At 56.6% G+C, this 15997-nt stretch carries 12 protein-coding genes and 3 pseudogenes; 6 read left to right on the plus strand and 9 right to left on the minus strand.

Annotated elements, in window-relative coordinates; genetic code table 11:
• Positions 1-80 precede the first annotated feature (80 nt).
• Entirely contained in the window at positions 81-431 is a 351-nt protein-coding gene (locus DW082_RS15160) for a hypothetical protein (RefSeq protein WP_259335613.1), read from the plus strand.
• Positions 431-796 (plus strand): outer membrane beta-barrel protein, encoded by a 366-nt coding sequence (locus tag DW082_RS11275; RefSeq protein WP_118458689.1) that lies wholly within the window; start codon positions 431-433, stop codon positions 794-796. The genes DW082_RS15160 and DW082_RS11275 overlap by 1 nt, the downstream gene beginning before the upstream one ends.
• Before the next feature lie 124 nt (positions 797-920).
• On the opposite strand, the gene DW082_RS11280 is transcribed toward DW082_RS11275, so the two are convergent.
• The 3 genes and pseudogenes from DW082_RS11280 to DW082_RS11290 form a co-directional block, all read right to left on the minus strand.
• On the minus strand, positions 921-1796 hold the full coding sequence (locus DW082_RS11280) for a bifunctional 5,10-methylenetetrahydrofolate dehydrogenase/5,10-methenyltetrahydrofolate cyclohydrolase (RefSeq protein WP_055205227.1): 876 nt from the start codon (positions 1794-1796) through the stop codon (positions 921-923).
• An 18-nt stretch (positions 1797-1814) separates the two neighbouring features.
• Positions 1815-3142, minus strand: a pseudogene (gene ffh, locus DW082_RS11285) (signal recognition particle protein).
• A gap of 211 nt (positions 3143-3353) precedes the next feature.
• Entirely contained in the window at positions 3354-4724 is a 1371-nt protein-coding gene (locus tag DW082_RS11290) for an aldehyde dehydrogenase family protein (protein WP_118458691.1), read from the minus strand.
• A 221-nt stretch (positions 4725-4945) separates the two neighbouring features.
• On the opposite strand from DW082_RS11290, the gene DW082_RS11295 reads away from it, so the two are divergent.
• Entirely contained in the window at positions 4946-5176 is a 231-nt protein-coding gene (locus DW082_RS11295) for a winged helix-turn-helix domain-containing protein (protein ID WP_118458693.1), read from the plus strand.
• 56 nt (positions 5177-5232) lie between these two features.
• Here DW082_RS11295 and DW082_RS11300 read toward each other — a convergent pair.
• Positions 5233-6428: pseudogene (locus DW082_RS11300) on the minus strand (MFS transporter).
• Between the two features lie 781 nt (positions 6429-7209).
• Positions 7210-8742, minus strand: coding sequence for a hypothetical protein (locus tag DW082_RS11305; RefSeq protein ID WP_172970777.1), 1533 nt, complete (start codon positions 8740-8742; stop codon positions 7210-7212).
• Between the two features lie 150 nt (positions 8743-8892).
• On the opposite strand from DW082_RS11305, the gene DW082_RS15165 reads away from it, so the two are divergent.
• Together DW082_RS15165 and DW082_RS15170 are read left to right on the plus strand one after the other, a co-directional pair.
• Positions 8893-9726 (plus strand): acetyl-CoA hydrolase/transferase family protein, encoded by an 834-nt coding sequence (locus DW082_RS15165; RefSeq protein WP_259335614.1) that lies wholly within the window; start codon positions 8893-8895, stop codon positions 9724-9726.
• Between the two features lie 54 nt (positions 9727-9780).
• Positions 9781-10209, plus strand: a pseudogene (locus DW082_RS15170) (acetyl-CoA hydrolase/transferase C-terminal domain-containing protein); the annotation flags it as partial.
• A 101-nt stretch (positions 10210-10310) separates the two neighbouring features.
• On the opposite strand, the gene DW082_RS11315 reads toward DW082_RS15170, so the two are convergent.
• Together DW082_RS11315 and DW082_RS11320 are read right to left on the minus strand one after the other, a co-directional pair.
• Entirely contained in the window at positions 10311-10892 is a 582-nt protein-coding gene (locus DW082_RS11315; protein ID WP_055205221.1) for a DUF4251 domain-containing protein, read from the minus strand.
• A gap of 19 nt (positions 10893-10911) precedes the next feature.
• Entirely contained in the window at positions 10912-11448 is a 537-nt protein-coding gene (locus DW082_RS11320; protein WP_055205220.1) for a DUF4251 domain-containing protein, read from the minus strand.
• A 254-nt stretch (positions 11449-11702) separates the two neighbouring features.
• Here DW082_RS11320 and DW082_RS11325 point away from each other — a divergent pair, with 254 nt between their 5' ends.
• Positions 11703-14072 carry a family 78 glycoside hydrolase catalytic domain gene (locus DW082_RS11325; RefSeq protein ID WP_118458697.1) on the plus strand — a complete coding sequence of 790 codons (2370 nt, stop codon included), beginning with the start codon at positions 11703-11705 and terminating at the stop codon, positions 14070-14072.
• 79 nt (positions 14073-14151) lie between these two features.
• Here DW082_RS11325 and DW082_RS11330 read toward each other — a convergent pair whose 3' ends face one another.
• Both DW082_RS11330 and DW082_RS11335 read right to left on the minus strand, forming a co-directional pair.
• Entirely contained in the window at positions 14152-15015 is an 864-nt protein-coding gene (locus DW082_RS11330; protein WP_118458699.1) for a glycerophosphodiester phosphodiesterase family protein, read from the minus strand.
• A 68-nt stretch (positions 15016-15083) separates the two neighbouring features.
• Entirely contained in the window at positions 15084-15848 is a 765-nt protein-coding gene (locus DW082_RS11335) for a M48 family metalloprotease (protein ID WP_118458700.1), read from the minus strand.
• Positions 15849-15997: the final 149 nt, after the last annotated feature.

Raw genomic sequence — 15997 nt, forward strand, 5'->3', positions numbered from 1 at the left:
GATTGTAGCAACCTACGACGAACAAAGTACGCCCCGCTATAAATGTAGGAGGCGTTCAGTGCGGTTATCATCACGTAGCATTGAACCTCTCTAATCATAAGACGACCGAGAATCTGGAACTTGAAAGGGCATTCTTTAAAGGGCTACTGGTCTTCGCCACGGTCGCCACGGCGCAACAGTACCGCACGAATATCTTCGGCATACGGGCCGGTTACAGCCTGTCGGATATGACGGGCAACTACCTGGAAGGGGAAAAAATCTCCGACCCGCGGTCGAGTTTCCACGTGGGAGTATCCGACCGGATCCTGCTGTCGCGCCGGTATCCGCTCTACCTGGAGACGGGGCTCTATCTCTCGAACAAAGGCGCCAACCGGATATCGCCTACGAAGACGTTCCGGGCACCTCGCAGATACGCCCGAGGATCGAACTGATGTACCTGCAACTGCCTGTGATGATCGCCTACCATTTCCGGCTGGGACGCGCGACGACCCTGCAACCGTTCGTGGGCGGTTACCACTCCGTAGGCCTCAGCTGCAAGCTGAAAGAAGAGTACAGCGGCCAGATCACCGGTACGGCCACGACCGACCTGCTGCACGGAACCGACCGGAACGGGGAAGCCCCGCAGCGAATGAAACGATCGGACGCAGGTATCCGCTTGGGCGTAGGGCTTACCCTGCGGAACGTATACCTCGGCGTGGGTTACGAACTCGGACTGATGAACGTGTCGAAATACCCCGACCGATTCGGCAAAACGGAAAACAACGCGCTGACCGTATCGGCTGGCTACAACTTCTGACGACACCGCGCCCACCCGGTTTCCGGGAAAACGCCCGTCGAAACACGAAAAATCCCCTCCGGAATCCGGAGGGGATTTTTACGATCGCGCGGCGGCGGCATCGAACGGCGCCTGCCGCCGCAATCTATTTGTAAACTTCCCTACGGGCGGCTTTCAGCGTATTCTTCATCAGCGAGATGATCGTCATCGGCCCGACGCCGCCGGGAACCGGCGTAATGTAACTGCATTTCGGGGCCACCTCGTCGAACTTGACGTCGCCGAGCAGCTTCCAGCCCGATTTGGTCTTGTCGCTCGGAACGCGCGTAATGCCTACGTCGACGACCACCGCCCCGTCTTTCACCATGTCTGCGGTGACGAATTCGGCCTTGCCGAGCGCCGCGATCACGATGTCGCCGCCGCGCACCACCTCTTTAAGATCTTTCGTCCGGCTGTGGCACAGCGTCACCGTACAGTCCCAGCCTTTCTGCGACAGCAGGTTGGCGATCGGACGGCCGACGATGTTGCTGCGGCCGATCACGACGCAATGCCGTCCGGCGGTTTCGATCCCGTAATATTTCAGCAATTCGAGAATCCCGTCCGGCGTGGCCGGCAGGTAGGACGGCAGTCCGGAGATCATCCGCCCGGTATTGACCGGATGAAAACCGTCGACGTCCTTTCTCGGATCGATCGCTTCGATCACCCGTTGTTCCGAGATATGTTTCGGCAGCGGCAACTGGACGATGAAACCGTCCACTTGCGGATCGGCGTTCAGCCGGGCGATCTCGCCGAGCAACGCCTCTTCGGACGTCTCCTCCGGCAGCCGCAGCACGGTCGAACGGAACCCCACCTCGCCGCAGCACTTCTCTTTATGTCCCACATACGTTTGGCTCGCCCCGTCGTTGCCGACCAGAATGGCCACCAGATGCGGCGTCCGTTTCCCGCCGGCGACCCAAGCCGCCACTTCGGCCGCAATCTCCCGGCGCAGGCTGGCCGCCACCTCTTTTCCGTCTATTATCTGCATCGTATACGTGTTTAGTCGTTATCGTTTCATCCGTCCGGCCATCTTGGCCATCTGCGGCATACCGCCGGCTACGGTCTTCATCATTTTGCGCGTATCGTCGAACTGTTTGAGCAGGCGGTTCACCTCCTGCACGGTCGTCCCGCTACCCGCCGCGATCCGCTGCTTGCGACTGCCGTTGATCAACGCGGGATTCTCGCGCTCCTTCGGCGTCATCGAATGAATAATCGCCTCGGTCTGCTTGAACACGTCGTCGTTGATCTCGACGTTTTTCAGCGCCTTGCCGACGCCGGGAATCATCGACGCCAGATCCTTCAGGTTGCCCATCTTCTTGATCTGCGTGATCTGCGTCAGGAAGTCGTTGAAATTGAACTGATCCTTGACCAGCTTTTTCTTCAGCCTGCGGGCTTCCTCCTCGTCGTACTGCTCCTGCGCCCGTTCGACCAGCGACACGATGTCGCCCATGCCGAGAATACGGTCGGCCATACGTTCCGGATGAAACACCTGCAACGCGTCCATCTTTTCGCCCGAACTGATGAATTTCAGCGGTTTGTTGACCACCGCACGGATCGAAATCGCCGCGCCGCCGCGGGTATCGCCGTCGAGTTTGGTAAGCACTACGCCGTCGAAATCGAGCCGGTCATTGAACTCCCTGGCGGTATTCACCGCATCCTGACCGGTCATCGCATCGACTACGAACAGGATTTCGCTCGGCGAAACGGCCTTTTTGATCGCAGCGATCTCCTGCATCATCTGCTCGTCGACCGCCAGACGCCCCGCCGTATCGACGATTACCGTATTGATGTGATTGGCCCGCGCGTATTTAACGGCATTTTCGGCGATCTGCACCGGATTCTTGCTACCCTCTTCGGTATAAACCTCCACGCCGACCTGATCCCCTAGTATCTTCAACTGGTCGATGGCGGCCGGACGGTAAACGTCGCCCGCCACCAGCAGTACCTGGCGGCCTTTCTTGCTCTTGATCAGGTTGGCCAACTTGCCGGAAAAGGTCGTCTTACCCGACCCCTGCAACCCGGCGATCAGCACTACGGCCGGCGAACCTTCCAGGTGGATATCGCTCATCGTCCCGCCCATCAGTTCGGCCAGTTCGTCGCGGACGATCTTCGTCATCATCTGTCCGGGCTTGACCGCCGTCAGGACATTCTGTCCCAGTGCTTGGCTTTCACTTCGTCGGTGAACGTCTTAGCCACTTTATAGTTGACGTCGGCGTCGATCAGCGCGCGCCGGATCTCTTTCAGGCTCTCGGCGACGTTGATTTCGGTGATGCGTCCCTCTCCTTTCAGGATCTTAAACGACCGTTCGAGTTTATCGGTAAGATTTTCAAACATATTTCGAAGATTTTTTCAGATTCAGCACAAGTCGGAAACGGGCTTCCGCCTCCGGCCTACAAAAATACGATATAATTTTTAAAAAACAGACAATCCGCGCCAAACACCGCCGCAATTATCCGTCCGACGGCAGCGTCCCCTGCAAACGGATCGGCAAACAACCGGTTCCGTCGTTTCCCAAGCCGTTCCCCCGGAAACACTCCGCCTCACTCTATTTTAAAAACTTTTTAAACAACCGGATACTGCGGTACGGAGCGTACCGCAACGGAATATCGATCCACCGGGGCGAACGCACGACGGCCCGCAGGTTGCTGAACAGTTCGAACGAGAACCGTCCGTGATACTTTCCGATGCCGCTGCGCCCGACGCCGCCGAACGGCAGCCGGCCGTTGGCCAGTTGCACGACCGTATCGTTGACGCAGGCCCCGCCCGACGAAGTGGAGCGCAACACCCGGTCGGCTTCCCGACGTCCGCCGAAATAATAGAGCGCCAGCGGTTTGTCGCGCTCGTTCACGTAGCGGATCACCGTTTCGATATCGTGAAACCCTTTGACCGGCAGCAGCGGCCCGAAAATCTCCTGTCGCATGACCGGGCTGTCGTCGTCCGGCTCGTCGATCAGCGTCGGGGCCACGTAACGCTGCTGCGGATCGCAGGTTCCGCCGAAAAGGATCTTTCCCGAACCATGCATCATCCGCTGCAGCCGTTCGGCAGCCTGCACCGAAACGATCCGCGGATAATCGTCGCTGAGGCGCGGATCGTCGCCGAAAAAACGACGGACGGCCCGCTCCATCTCGACGCACAATTGTCGCTTACGGTCAGCGTGTACGAACAGGTAATCGGGAGCCACGCAGGTCTGTCCGGCATTCAGCAATTTTCCCCAAACGATCCGTCGGGCGGCCAGCGGGATATCCGCATCCCGTCCGACGATGCAAGGGCTTTTTCCGCCAAGCTCCAGCGTCAGCGGCGTCAGATGTTCGGCCGCGGCCCGCATCACCGTCTGTCCGAACGCCGATCCGCCCGTAAAAAAAATAGAATCGAAACGCTGTTTCAGCACCTCTTCGACGACCTCGGGCCCTCCCTCCAGAAACGACACGTAACCGGGCGGAAAAACCTCGCCGATCAGTCGTTTCAGCAGCGCCTCGGTATGCGGAACCAGCGGCGAGGACTTCAGCACGGCGCAGTTGCCGGCCGACAAGGCGCCGACCAGCGGATTCAGCAGCAACTGCACCGGGTAGTTCCACGGCGCGACGATCAGCACCACGCCCAGCGGCTCGGGCACGATGCGGCTGCGCGACGGCAGAATCGTCAGCGGCGACGGCACCCGCCTTCCGGCCGCCCAGCGATTTAGCCGGCGAAGATGACAGGCGATCTCCTGCAGGACGATCCCGATCTCGGTCAGGTAACTTTCCGACGCCGACTTATGCAGATCCAGCCGCAACGCCTCGCACAAAGCGTCCGTATGATCCCGCAGCGCTTTCCGCAGCCGGCACAGCGCATCCGCCCGGAACCGGACGTCGCGCGTACGGCCTTCGGCGAAATAACGACGGTGCTCACGAAGGAGCGATTCCATATTTTCCGACATATCCTCCAGTTTATTTTATTACCGGCGAAGTTAGCATTTTCCGCGGAACGGAGCGTCGCCCCCGAAAAACCGCACCGGCGGAAAAACGCCGGGCTCCGGGTCACATCGGACATTTAGGACATCAATCCTGTAAATCAGAACACTATCTCACGTCAATTTTGCCGATTTTTGTAAAAAAGATAGGACGTATTCACTACTAATCTGGTTGCCAAATGTCTGAAATGAGCAAAAAGAACATCGGGACGCACGCCGGTATGGTGTGGGGTCTGTTGAGCGACGGACGGAAATGGAACTACGGCGAACTGCGCGACAAGCTGCGGCTTCGCGACCGGGATCTGAACGCCGCGCTGGGCTGGCTGGCCCGCGAAGACAAGATCGGATTCGAACACGAGGGAGGCAGTACGCAGGTTTACCTGAAGGAGGCCGTCGGAGCCAACAACTTCTTTTTTTAATCCCCGACGGACACGACCGTCTATTCCGGACTGCGCAGGACAGGAACTCTTCCCGGTCAGCGCAGTTTGTTTTTCTCGAAATGCGGGGCCACCCGCAGTTTGAAATAGAGCGCCGAGACGACGGTCAGGCAAGCGCCGAACAGATAGGCTTTGTCGAACGACCCGATCTGGGCGATATACCCGCCCAGCAACAGTCCGGCGCCGATACCGACGTCCCACGACGTCAGGTAAGTCGAAGTGGCGGTTCCGCGCTGGCCGTTCGGCGCCAGGTTGACGAACAGCGTATTGAACGCCGGAAACATCGTCCCGAAACCGACGCCGAGAAACAGCGCCACGGCGAAAAACAGGTATTTGCACAACACGGGATTCCACACCGCGATCGCAGCGCAGGAGGAGAGCACGAAGAAGCAGACGCAAACCAGATACATTCCCAAAGCGATCACCTGCGTCACGCGCCCTTTATCGACCTGGCGTCCCGAAAAGATCCTCGAAATCGCCATCCCCACGGCCATCAGCGTAAAGAAGATCCCGACTTTCGACGTAATCCCGATCTCCGCGGCATACATCGCCACGTACGTCGTGGTCATTCCGTAGGGGATCGAAAGCAACAGCAAATCCAGACCGGCCGGTAGCCCCTTGAGCAGGATAAACCGATCGAGCGAAACCGGTTCGCGTTTGACCGGTTCTTTGGCCGGAGTCCGCACCAGGCAAGCCATCGCGAATCCCAACGCGCAGGATGCGAGCGAACAGAGGAAAATCGTCTCGAACGAGCAGGACTCGTGCATGAACAACCCGACCATCGGCCCCACCGACATCGCGATGTTGTTGGCCAAACCGTAATAGCCGATCCCCTCGCCGCGGCGCGACGAGGGCATGATATCGATTACCACGGTATTCCCGGACACCGTAACCGCCCCGAACGCAAAGCCGTGCACCACGCGGAAAATCATGAACAGCGTCAGGGTTCCGGCTACCAGGTAGCCCGCGAAAATAGCGGTAAACACAAAATAGGCCAGTAGATAAAGCGGTTTGCGGGCAAACGTATCGAGCAAATAACCCGAGAACGGCCGGATCGAAAGCGCAGCGATCACATAACAGGAGAGCGCAACGCCCACCGTAGCGCGCCCGGCCCCGACACTTCGGTCAGGTAGAACGGCATCACCGGCATCAGCAGGTAAAAGCCGAAAAACAGCAGGAAATTAGCCAGCAGGATGCAGCAGTAACTCGGCGTGACGAGGCGGTCTCTATTCATAGATCGATGGATTTGAAACTGCGCAAAGGTAGCGATGTTTTCCGAATTCCCGCACGCCGAGAAACCGACGCATTCGCCGCGAAACGGAATACGGACCGAGCCGTCCGTTTCGCGGCGACCGAAACGGCAAAATACCGCCTTGCAAAATAAACACGTCATTTTCAAACGGTTATTCCGCCTCCGTTTCCAATCGGGAAAACAAACGACAAAACATTAATAATCAATACATTACCAAATATTCACAACATTAAATCAAAATGCTACATCGAAAGGATCTTAAAATTATTTAAGAAAATGAAATAACCGTTATATTTGCATTCAAGTTTTAGGTTCATTTAGATAAGTAGTTTTTAGGTTAGTAGGGAAGAAAAACGGTAGACGGATCCATTCCGCCGGCTGTTTTTCTTTTTTTATACCCGTTACAAACCGTTCCGGCCGAAAAAAACGGAATCGGAAACCGAACATTAAACAACTGATAAAATGGATATTAACACAACAGGAGAAAAGCGAAACGCAAATATTATTAAAAAAATTTAATAAAAATTTGGAAAAGCGGCCGATTTATCTTTATCTTTGCAGTGAAGTTTTAGGTTAGTAGTTTTAGGTTAGTAGGAGAGAAAAGCGGTAGAGGAGATCATTCTCCCTGCTGTCTTTTCTTTATTTTTTTGTAGCCGGTTCCATTTTCATACCGCACGACGCCACGCAACCAGCTCAAATACGGTCGGTCCGCCACGCGAACGCCTCCGCCCGCGGCAAAACGCCCCCTTTATGTAAAAAAAGATTATTTTTCGCCGGCCGACGCGCCGACTTTGTAGAGGTTTTTACGCCGGATACTAAGGCTGACCCAGTCGTTGAAATTGAAATAGCGGATAATCCACTTCGGATAAGGATTCCAGGCGACTTTCTCCACCGGCAGCGCAGTGTGCTCGGGCAGGCGCTCGTCGCCGGACAAGATAAACACGTCGGGGCAGGTTCTGCGCAATCGCCGGGCCTCGCGTTCCAGTTCCGATATGGAACCGGCCAAGCGAAGCTCCATATTGCGCGGCATGTAAAAACGGGCAGTGACCACGCGGGGGCCGATCATGAATTCGCCGTAGCTGTAATAAGTGGGTTCGTCCTTCACGTTCAGCACGCACACCCGCTCTTTGCCGCGGCAGTAGTCGTCCATCATCCGGTAGAAAAAGATATCCGTATTTTTGATCGGAATGACATTATAAACGATCAGCGCGAAGTTCAGAACGACGGCGAGCACGCCGACCAACCGGACGATCCGGTTTCGCAGCAACCGCTGCGGCAGGTCGCGCGCCAGCAAAACGGCGAAAAAGGGAATAAACGGCAGCACGGGGAACAAAAAGCGGAGCTCCTTGTGGCCGACCAACTGGTGCGCCAGCAGGAAAGGCACCATCGTCCAGGTGATGACGTGTTTGGGATTCCGAACGAAAAACCAGCACGTCGCCGCAAGAATCGCCAGGCCGTAAACGACGAATCCCTTGCTGACCGTATCGCTCAGGTAGAAATACCACGGTTTGATGCCGAACTTATCGATGTGGGAATTCAGGATATTTTCCCTCACGTAATTGACCGGCGAGCAGGTCCAGGTCCCGTACAGCCAGTAATCGACCAACACGCCGACGCCCAGCATCGCGGCTCCTCCCAAAGCCAGGCCGGCGAGCAGTCGCCAGCGCCGGGCGAACACCAGCAGCCAGAGCCCGAATCCGAACAACGCGAATCCCACTTGGTAGCGCGAAATAAAGGCCGCGCCCGCCAACAATCCCATCCCTGCGCCCCACACGAAAGGGCGCTTCCGCTCCCGCTGCCCGTATGACAAATAGACCGAGACCAGCAACAACAGCAGATTCCCCGAGAACGTTTCGGAACTGAACCGCACATGGAGATACACCATGAACCACAGGAAAAAACTCAGCAACAACAGCCACTTCTCCTCGCTCGGTCCGGACAGCGTCCCGCGAACGGCGCGGTAAAATGCGAGTACGGACACGATGGACAGCGCCCCGCTCAATACGTGCAGCAGCGAGAACAACAGGTACGGAGAATAGATTCCTCCGGCATCCAACAGCCATCCGAGTCCGTAGGCGATCATCGGTTGCAGTCCAGGGCGCATCATCAGGACGTATTCCCACGGCAGTTCGGCCGGAACGGGCGTTCCGAAAAGCTTCATGTGCGCGTATTCGAGAATCTGGAAATGCTCGTCCGGATGATATACCTCGTTGCTGAAAAACGCGAACAGAAGCGTAAACAGACACCCCGTCAGAATGATGTATTTCGGTGTGATTCCCCGGAAAAAAGAAGCCATATCCTCTGAAAATAAGCAAATGCGCCGTACCATAAAGGTTGCAAAGTAAATCAAAAATCCTCAAAAGGCCTTTTTTATCCATTAATTAATGCTTAAATTTGCACCGTTTTATTCAAAAGTCCCGAGTCTAACTAACTACGATAATTTATAATGACCAAACAAATCAAATTCATTCCGGCCGCCGAAGCGGTGAAAGTGATCAAAACCGGCGATCACATTCACCTGAGCAGCGTGGCCAGCGCGCCGCAGTGCCTGATCAACGCCATGTGCGACCGCGGACGCAACAAAGAATTCGAACACGTGCACGTGCACCATCTGCACACCGAAGGGCCCGCTCCCTACGCGGCTCCGGAGTTCGAAGGCATTTTCCAGCTCGACTCGTTTTTCGTAGGCGGCAACGTCCGCAAGGTGACCCAATCGGGCTACGCCGACTACATCCCGGTATTCCTCAGCGAAACCCAGAAACTGTACCGCAGCGGCACGTTGCCGTGCGACGTGGCGATGATTCAGGTATCGCCCCCGGACGCGCACGGCTACGTATCGCTGGGCACTTCGGTCGACGCCACGCTGGCCGCCGTCGAGTGCGCCCGTACGGTGATCGCCGTCATCAATAAACACGTTCCGCGCTCGTTCGGAGACGCGTTCATCCACGTTGACGACATCGACCTGTTCGTACAGGACGACAAGCCGCTCGAAGAGGCTCACTTCTCGACCCCGAACGAGACCGAAACGGCGATCGGCAAGCACTGCGCCGCGCTGATCGAGGACGGCGCCTGCCTGCAAATGGGCATCGGCGCGATCCCGAACGCCGTGCTCGCCCAACTGACCGGGCACAAAGACCTCGGTATCCACACCGAGATGTTCGCCGACGGCGTGCTGCCGCTGGTCGAAAGCGGCGTGATCAACGGACGCAACAAAGCCATCGACAAAGGCAAGATGGTCTCCACGTTCCTGATGGGTTCGCAGAAGTATACGACTTTATAGACAACAACCCGGGCGTCGCATGATGGACGTCGGCTATACGAACGACCCGTTCGTCATCGCCAAGAATCCGAGGTGACGGCGATCAACTCGGCCCTGCAGGTCGATCTGACCGGCCAGATCTGCGCCGATTCGCTCGGCACGAAATTCTACTCCGGCGTAGGCGGCCAGATCGACTTCATTTACGGCGCATCGCGTTCGGAGGGGGGTAAGGCGATCCTCGCGATGCCTTCGGTAACGAACAAGGGAATCAGCAAGATCGCCCCGGAACTGACCCTCGGCGCCGGCGTGGTGACCACCCGCTCGCACGTGCATTGGTTCGTCACCGAATACGGCGCGGTCAACCTGTACGGGAAATCGCTGCAGGAGCGTGCGCGGCTGATTATCAGCGTCGCGCATCCGGATCACCGCGAAGCGCTCGACCGCGCGGCTTTCGACCGCTACGGAGCGCACCACCATTACATCAAAGCTACGACGAAAATCTGATCGTTCCCCGTTTCGATCCGCAAAAAACAGCGGAGGCTTATAAAAGCCTCCGCTGTTTTTATATCGGCGGTCCGCATCGGTACGTTCCGGCACGCCCCCGGTCAAATATCTTCGGGAACCAGTTTCCCGTCCGGCCCCCTTTTCATCGGCGGCGCGGGATCGGTAGATTCCGGCAGTTTGTCGTTCGCGACGATCGTACCCGAATACTGCATCAGGTTCCGGTTCGAAACCATATCCAGTATGGCCTGTCCGGTCTGGTCGTAAATCGTAAAGACGAACGTATAGGCCGTCCCGGTATTATCCGTAGCCGCGAACGACACTTTCCATCCGGAGTCGTTGCGCTGCGTCCGGAAGCCGGTCATCTTGTCGGTGTCGAAATTGACGACCGCATTATAGGTCATTGCCCTGCCGATCACCACCGGAATATGCACCTGCAAACGGTTTTTGAAAATCCCGATGTAATAATAAAAGTCGTTGATGATCTGCGAGCCGCCCCGCGGCCCCCACTCCATGCTCACCGGCAGAAACTGGAAATCTCCGGACGCCACCATCGAATCCAGTCGCTCCATGAAACGCTGCTGGCGCAACTGGCGTTCGGCGGCGCTGCGCTGGCGCCGGTCGGGCTGTTGCGCGGCGGCCGTCAGCGCGGCGGCGAGCATCGTAAAAAGCAACCATTTTTTCATGACGTCTTTTCGCCGAAGTTTAATAGATCTGCTGGATCGAACCGTAGTAGGTCACCGTCGGATAGAGGGTCGAAGCGATGTTCAGCACGGCCTCGCGGGTGATCGAGTAGATTTTGAACGTAAACGTATAGGTATTGTCCGAATAGAGATTCGACGAGAAAGAAATCGTCCACCCGTCCTCGTTCTGAACGGCGGTATACTTCTGGATGTCGAACGTAATGTAGTTCATGATCGTCAAATGATAAGGAGCGACCACGCCTACGATGTACGGGATATCGATGTCCACGTAGTCCTTGTACATCGCCAACGAATACATGATCGAATAGATCTGGTGCATGTTCCCGGCCGGTTCCTGCTGGAAGCTGGTCGGCATGAACTTGTAGTAACGGTTCAGGACGATCGAATCCATCTGTTTGATCTCGGTCTGATGACGCGCATCGCGCATTTGTACTCGTTCCTGGTGACGACTTTCCATCTGTTCCCGGGTCATTCCCGTTTGGGCCGAGGCCGACGTCGCCAACAACGCAGCGGCCAGAATTAAATAAACGTACTTCATAACATTAATAGATTAAAGTGACATGAATTTTGATAAATTTGCTTACCGTAGCAATTTCGGAAAGGCTCATGCCATCCCCGCAATGATGCTTTCTCCGTGTAAAATCAAATTCCCTGCCTAAATATTGGAAAGCGAATAAATTAGACCGTTTAGACTACAAATATCCCGAAGTGTACGACCGAATCGCCGTTTAATCCCTATATTTGTTAGTCTCAACCCGTTTGAGGGTTTATCCGAATTTAACCGAACTTCTTATGAAAAACACTCGCTTGTTACTTACCTTCCTGATGACTGTCGGCTGCTGGTCGGCCGGAGCGTCGCTGCCGTCGGCACAGCCCGGCGAACGGCAGCTCACCGGCACCTGGAGCGCCCAATGGATCTGTGACGGAGGCTTTTCTCCGTACGATTACGGCGTCTACCGCTTCCGCAAACGTCTCGACCTGCCGAAAAAACCGGAGCGGTTCGTTATCAACATCTCGGCCGATAACCGCTACCGGCTGCTGGTCAACGGACAAGAAGCGTGCTGGGGCCCGGCGCGCGGCGATCTGAACCGCTGGTATTACGAAACGGTCGACATCGCTCCGCTGCTGCGACCGGGCCAAAACGTGCTGGCCGTCACGGTATGGAACCTGGGAACCCGTAGCCCCGGAGCGCAGATCAGCCGGCAGACCGGTCTGATCGTACAGGGCAATTCGTCCGTCGAAGACGATGTCAACACCGACGGTAGCTGGCTCGTCCTGCGAGACGAATCCTTCTCGCCGCTGTTCAACTGTCCGGAAGCCGGCTACATCGGCGGCCACGACCGAATCGACGGCACGAAATACCCGTGGGGATGGGAAACCGTCGGCTTCGACGATTCGAAATGGTATGCGGCCACCGGCTTTTCGCCCGGTAAAACCTACGGCGCGCCCGGTTACGGCGAAAGCGACTGGATTCTGACCCCGCGCGACATCCCGATGATGGAACTGACCGAACAACGCCTGACCGCCGTGCGCCGGCAACAGGGACTCGCATCGCTGCCGACGTTCATCGACGGCCGGTCGCCGCTGAAAATCCCGGCCCGCACGAAATGCACCGTGCTGCTCGACCAGGGATTCCTGACCACCGCCTACCCGGAACTGAAAGTATCCGGAGGCAAAGGCAGCAAAATCAAACTGACCTATTCCGAAGCGCTGTTCGACGAACGGGGCAAAGGAAACCGCAACGAAATCGACGGCCGCGAGTGCCGCGGATTCGCGGACGAGTTCCTGCCCGACGGAGCCGACGGACGGTTGTTCCGCCCGCTGTGGTTCAAAACCTATCGTTATATCCAACTCGACATCGAAACCGGAGCGGCGCCGCTCGTCGTCGAAGATCTGTACGGCATCTACACGGGCTATCCGTTCGAAGTGCGCGGCTCTTTCGAATCGGACGACCCTGCATTGGAGAAAATTTGGGAAACGGGCTGGCGCACCGCCCGACTCTGCGCCCACGAGACCTATTTCGACTGCCCCTATTACGAACAATTGCAGTATGCCGGCGACACGCGGATCCAGGCGCTGATCTCGCTGTACGTCTCCGGCGACGACCGGCTGGTGCGCAAGGCGATCCGGATGTACGACCTTTCGCGCTCGTACGAGGGAATCACCTGCAGCCGTTACCCGAGTCACATCCCGCAGTACATTCCGCCTTTTTCGCTCTACTGGATCGGCATGATCCACGACTATTGGATGCACCGCAGCGACGACGCTTTCGTGCGAAGCTTCCTACCCGGCATCCGCACCGTGCTGTCGTGGTTCACCGAAAAGATCGATCCGCGCACAGGTCTGCTGAAAAACGGTCTTCCGCACTGGAACTTCACCGACTGGGCCACCTCGTGGGAACGGGGTATCGCACCCGAAAGCGACTCGTCCGGTTCGGCGATCACCACGCTGCAACTGGCCGCCGCGCTGGACGACGCAGCCGACCTGATGCGCCGCTACGACCGGCCCGCCGAAGCGAAAGAGTATGCGGCGACCTCCGCCGGACTGAAGAAAAACGTTTACGAAAAGTGCTGGGACGCATCGAAAGGATTGCTGCGGGATTATATCGGCAGCCCGACCTACAGCCAGCACGTCAATATCATGGGCATCCTGACCGACGCGATTCCGCACAAAGACCAGCGCGCCGTATTCGAACGGATCGACAGCGATCCGTCGCTCACGCAAACCACGTTCTATTACAAATTCTATTTGATCCGCGCACTGAAAAAGGTCGGTCTGGCAGACCGTTATACCGAAATGCTCGGGCCGTGGCAGCAGATGATCGACATCGGCCTCACCACCTTCGCCGAGACCCCCGAACCAACCCGTTCGGACTGCCACGCCTGGAGTTCGAGCCCGAATTACGACCTGCTGGCAACGGTCTGCGGCGTAGAACCCGCTTCGCCGGGATTCGCTACGGTGCGGATCGCCCCGCATCCGGGACGCCTGAAACAAATCAAAGGCATCGTACCGCATTCCGAGGGCGACATCACGGTCGAACTGCAACGCGACGGGAATAAATTATCCGGACAAGTCGCTCTGCCGGGGCAATTGACCGGCGATTTCGTCTGGAACGGCAAAACCGTCAAACTGCATCCGGGCGTCAATCCGATCCGGTTCTAACGACAAACGATATCTGCCGAAAACAACGCAGGGAGCGGAAAATTTTCCGCTCCCTGCCTTTTATCACCTTCGAAAACAATCAGTGCTGTCCGCGCGATACGAGGTAACGGATCAGAAACCCCGGCCGGTCGGTCTGGATGATCCGCGCGTTCAGCGAATCGATCAGGTAACCGTACACCCGGTCGGGATCATCGACCGCCCGGTCGTCATAACGGCTGCCGGACATCCCGTTCCACATCGTATTGTACCAGATCAACGATTTCCCGGCCAACTGATTTTTGACCCTGAGCGGCGTCTGGCAGGTATCGCTTTTATACAACAACTCATAAGCTACCGGACGGATTTTCTCCTGAAAATCGGCAATCGCTTCCTCTGCACCCTCTTTGTTCAGATTGACGATCGGCATATAAAAAACCCTGTCGAGGTAACGCCCGAAACTTTCGAGCACCTGATCGGCCGCCTGATCCCCTTTCATAATAATCTGGCGGGTGGTGCCGGCCTTTTCGGCCAGCGCGTAAACATCGTCGAATATCCAGTACCCTTTGTCGATATTGAGCATGATCCGGTCTCTGCTTATCTCGAAAACTTCATCGAGCGTCGGAACCCGCAGATCGGTCAGCGTACTGTCGGCGGCTTTCAGATAACAGTTCCGGATCGAATCGAGCGTCAGTTCCGAAACCTTGCCGCTGCCGTTGGTCGTCCGGTCGATCGTCGCGTCGTGCATCAGGACCAGACGGCCGTCGGCAGTCTTGCGGACATCGATTTCGACTACATCCACCTGCATATCGATCGCATTTTGAACGGCCTGAAGCGAATTTTCGACGCTGTGCCTCCAATCGCCCCGATGGGCCACCACGATTACCGACCGAGTATCCGGATCTTCCAATCTCGAAACGATGCTGTCCACCCGGTCGGTACGGCACTTTCCCCACTCCTGGCGCACGAAAAGCCCAAGATGCAGATAAGAAAAATTCCCGAAAGTTTTTTCATAGTTTTATCCGTTTACGCCGATCAATGCTGCAGTGCGTCGGCCTTTTCCTTCATGCGCTGAGCGCGTTTGTAGCTGTCCGGATGCGTCGCAAACGCCTTCACGATCGCCGAAGCGTTGTTGCGGTTCGTCTTCGACATATCGGCCAGTTTATCGAGCGCATGGTACATCGCATACGGATCGACATTATTTTTCAGGCAGAACTCGAATCCGTACTCGTCGGCGTCGTATTCCTGCTTCTGCGAATACTGGGCCTGCGCCAGCGAGTTCGCCAACTCGGCCAATTGCGATTCGGACAGTCTGGCGGCGACGCTGCCGCTGACCGAACTGGCCGCATTCTGGGCCGCCGAACGCAGGTAAGCGTTTTTCAGCGCATCTTTCGTATCGGTGCGGGCCACGTGACCGATTTCGTGACCGATGATCGCCATCAGTTCGCTGTCGGACATCGTATCCATCAGCGCGCTATACACCCGCACGCTGCCGTCGCCGCAGGCAAACGCATTGACGTCCTTGGTCAGGTAGACCTTGAAATTCAGCTTCAGGCCGTCGACGGAGATGTTCTCGGTCAACCGCTGCAACCGCCGGTGGTAATCCGACGTATCGACCTGATTCTCCTGATCCATCTTCTCAACCGCGCTCTTACTCATCTCGGCGATGTCCGCATCGGTCAGCGTAACGGCGCTGATCAGATTGCCGCCCGCCTTGAGCAGCTTGCCCACCTTGAGCTGCGCCGAAGCCCCCGTACCGAAGAGCGTCAGCAGCAATACAAAAACAAGATTCCTTTTCATAATATCGTTGTATTTATCCTGCGCAAATGTAGAACTTTATATAGAAAAAACGGACGTTCCGTTTCATAAAAAATACCGGCGGCCCAAAATTTGCAACGAACCCTTTTATTCGGGTATTTTTTCAGACGAAATGGCAGACTCCGTGCCAG

The sequence above is a fragment of the Alistipes sp. AF48-12 genome (assembly GCF_003477565.1).
GTDB lineage: Bacteria > Bacteroidota > Bacteroidia > Bacteroidales > Rikenellaceae > Alistipes_A > Alistipes_A hominis.

What these genes read in the sequence shown, in the direction of transcription:
- DW082_RS11275 (WP_118458689.1), top strand. Translation starts at nt 431, where the DNA reads ATGTACCTGCAACTGCCTGTGATGATCGCCTACCATTTCCGGCTGGGA.
- DW082_RS11280 (WP_055205227.1), bottom strand. Translation starts at nt 1,796, where the DNA reads ATGCAGATAATAGACGGAAAAGAGGTGGCGGCCAGCCTGCGCCGGGAG.
- DW082_RS11290 (WP_118458691.1), bottom strand. Translation starts at nt 4,724, where the DNA reads ATGTCGGAAAATATGGAATCGCTCCTTCGTGAGCACCGTCGTTATTTC.
- DW082_RS11295 (WP_118458693.1), top strand. Translation starts at nt 4,946, where the DNA reads ATGAGCAAAAAGAACATCGGGACGCACGCCGGTATGGTGTGGGGTCTG.
- DW082_RS11305 (WP_172970777.1), bottom strand. Translation starts at nt 8,742, where the DNA reads ATGGCTTCTTTTTTCCGGGGAATCACACCGAAATACATCATTCTGACG.
- DW082_RS15165 (WP_259335614.1), top strand. Translation starts at nt 8,893, where the DNA reads ATGACCAAACAAATCAAATTCATTCCGGCCGCCGAAGCGGTGAAAGTG.
- DW082_RS11315 (WP_055205221.1), bottom strand. Translation starts at nt 10,892, where the DNA reads ATGAAAAAATGGTTGCTTTTTACGATGCTCGCCGCCGCGCTGACGGCC.
- DW082_RS11320 (WP_055205220.1), bottom strand. Translation starts at nt 11,448, where the DNA reads ATGAAGTACGTTTATTTAATTCTGGCCGCTGCGTTGTTGGCGACGTCG.
- DW082_RS11325 (WP_118458697.1), top strand. Translation starts at nt 11,703, where the DNA reads ATGAAAAACACTCGCTTGTTACTTACCTTCCTGATGACTGTCGGCTGC.
- DW082_RS11335 (WP_118458700.1), bottom strand. Translation starts at nt 15,848, where the DNA reads ATGAAAAGGAATCTTGTTTTTGTATTGCTGCTGACGCTCTTCGGTACG.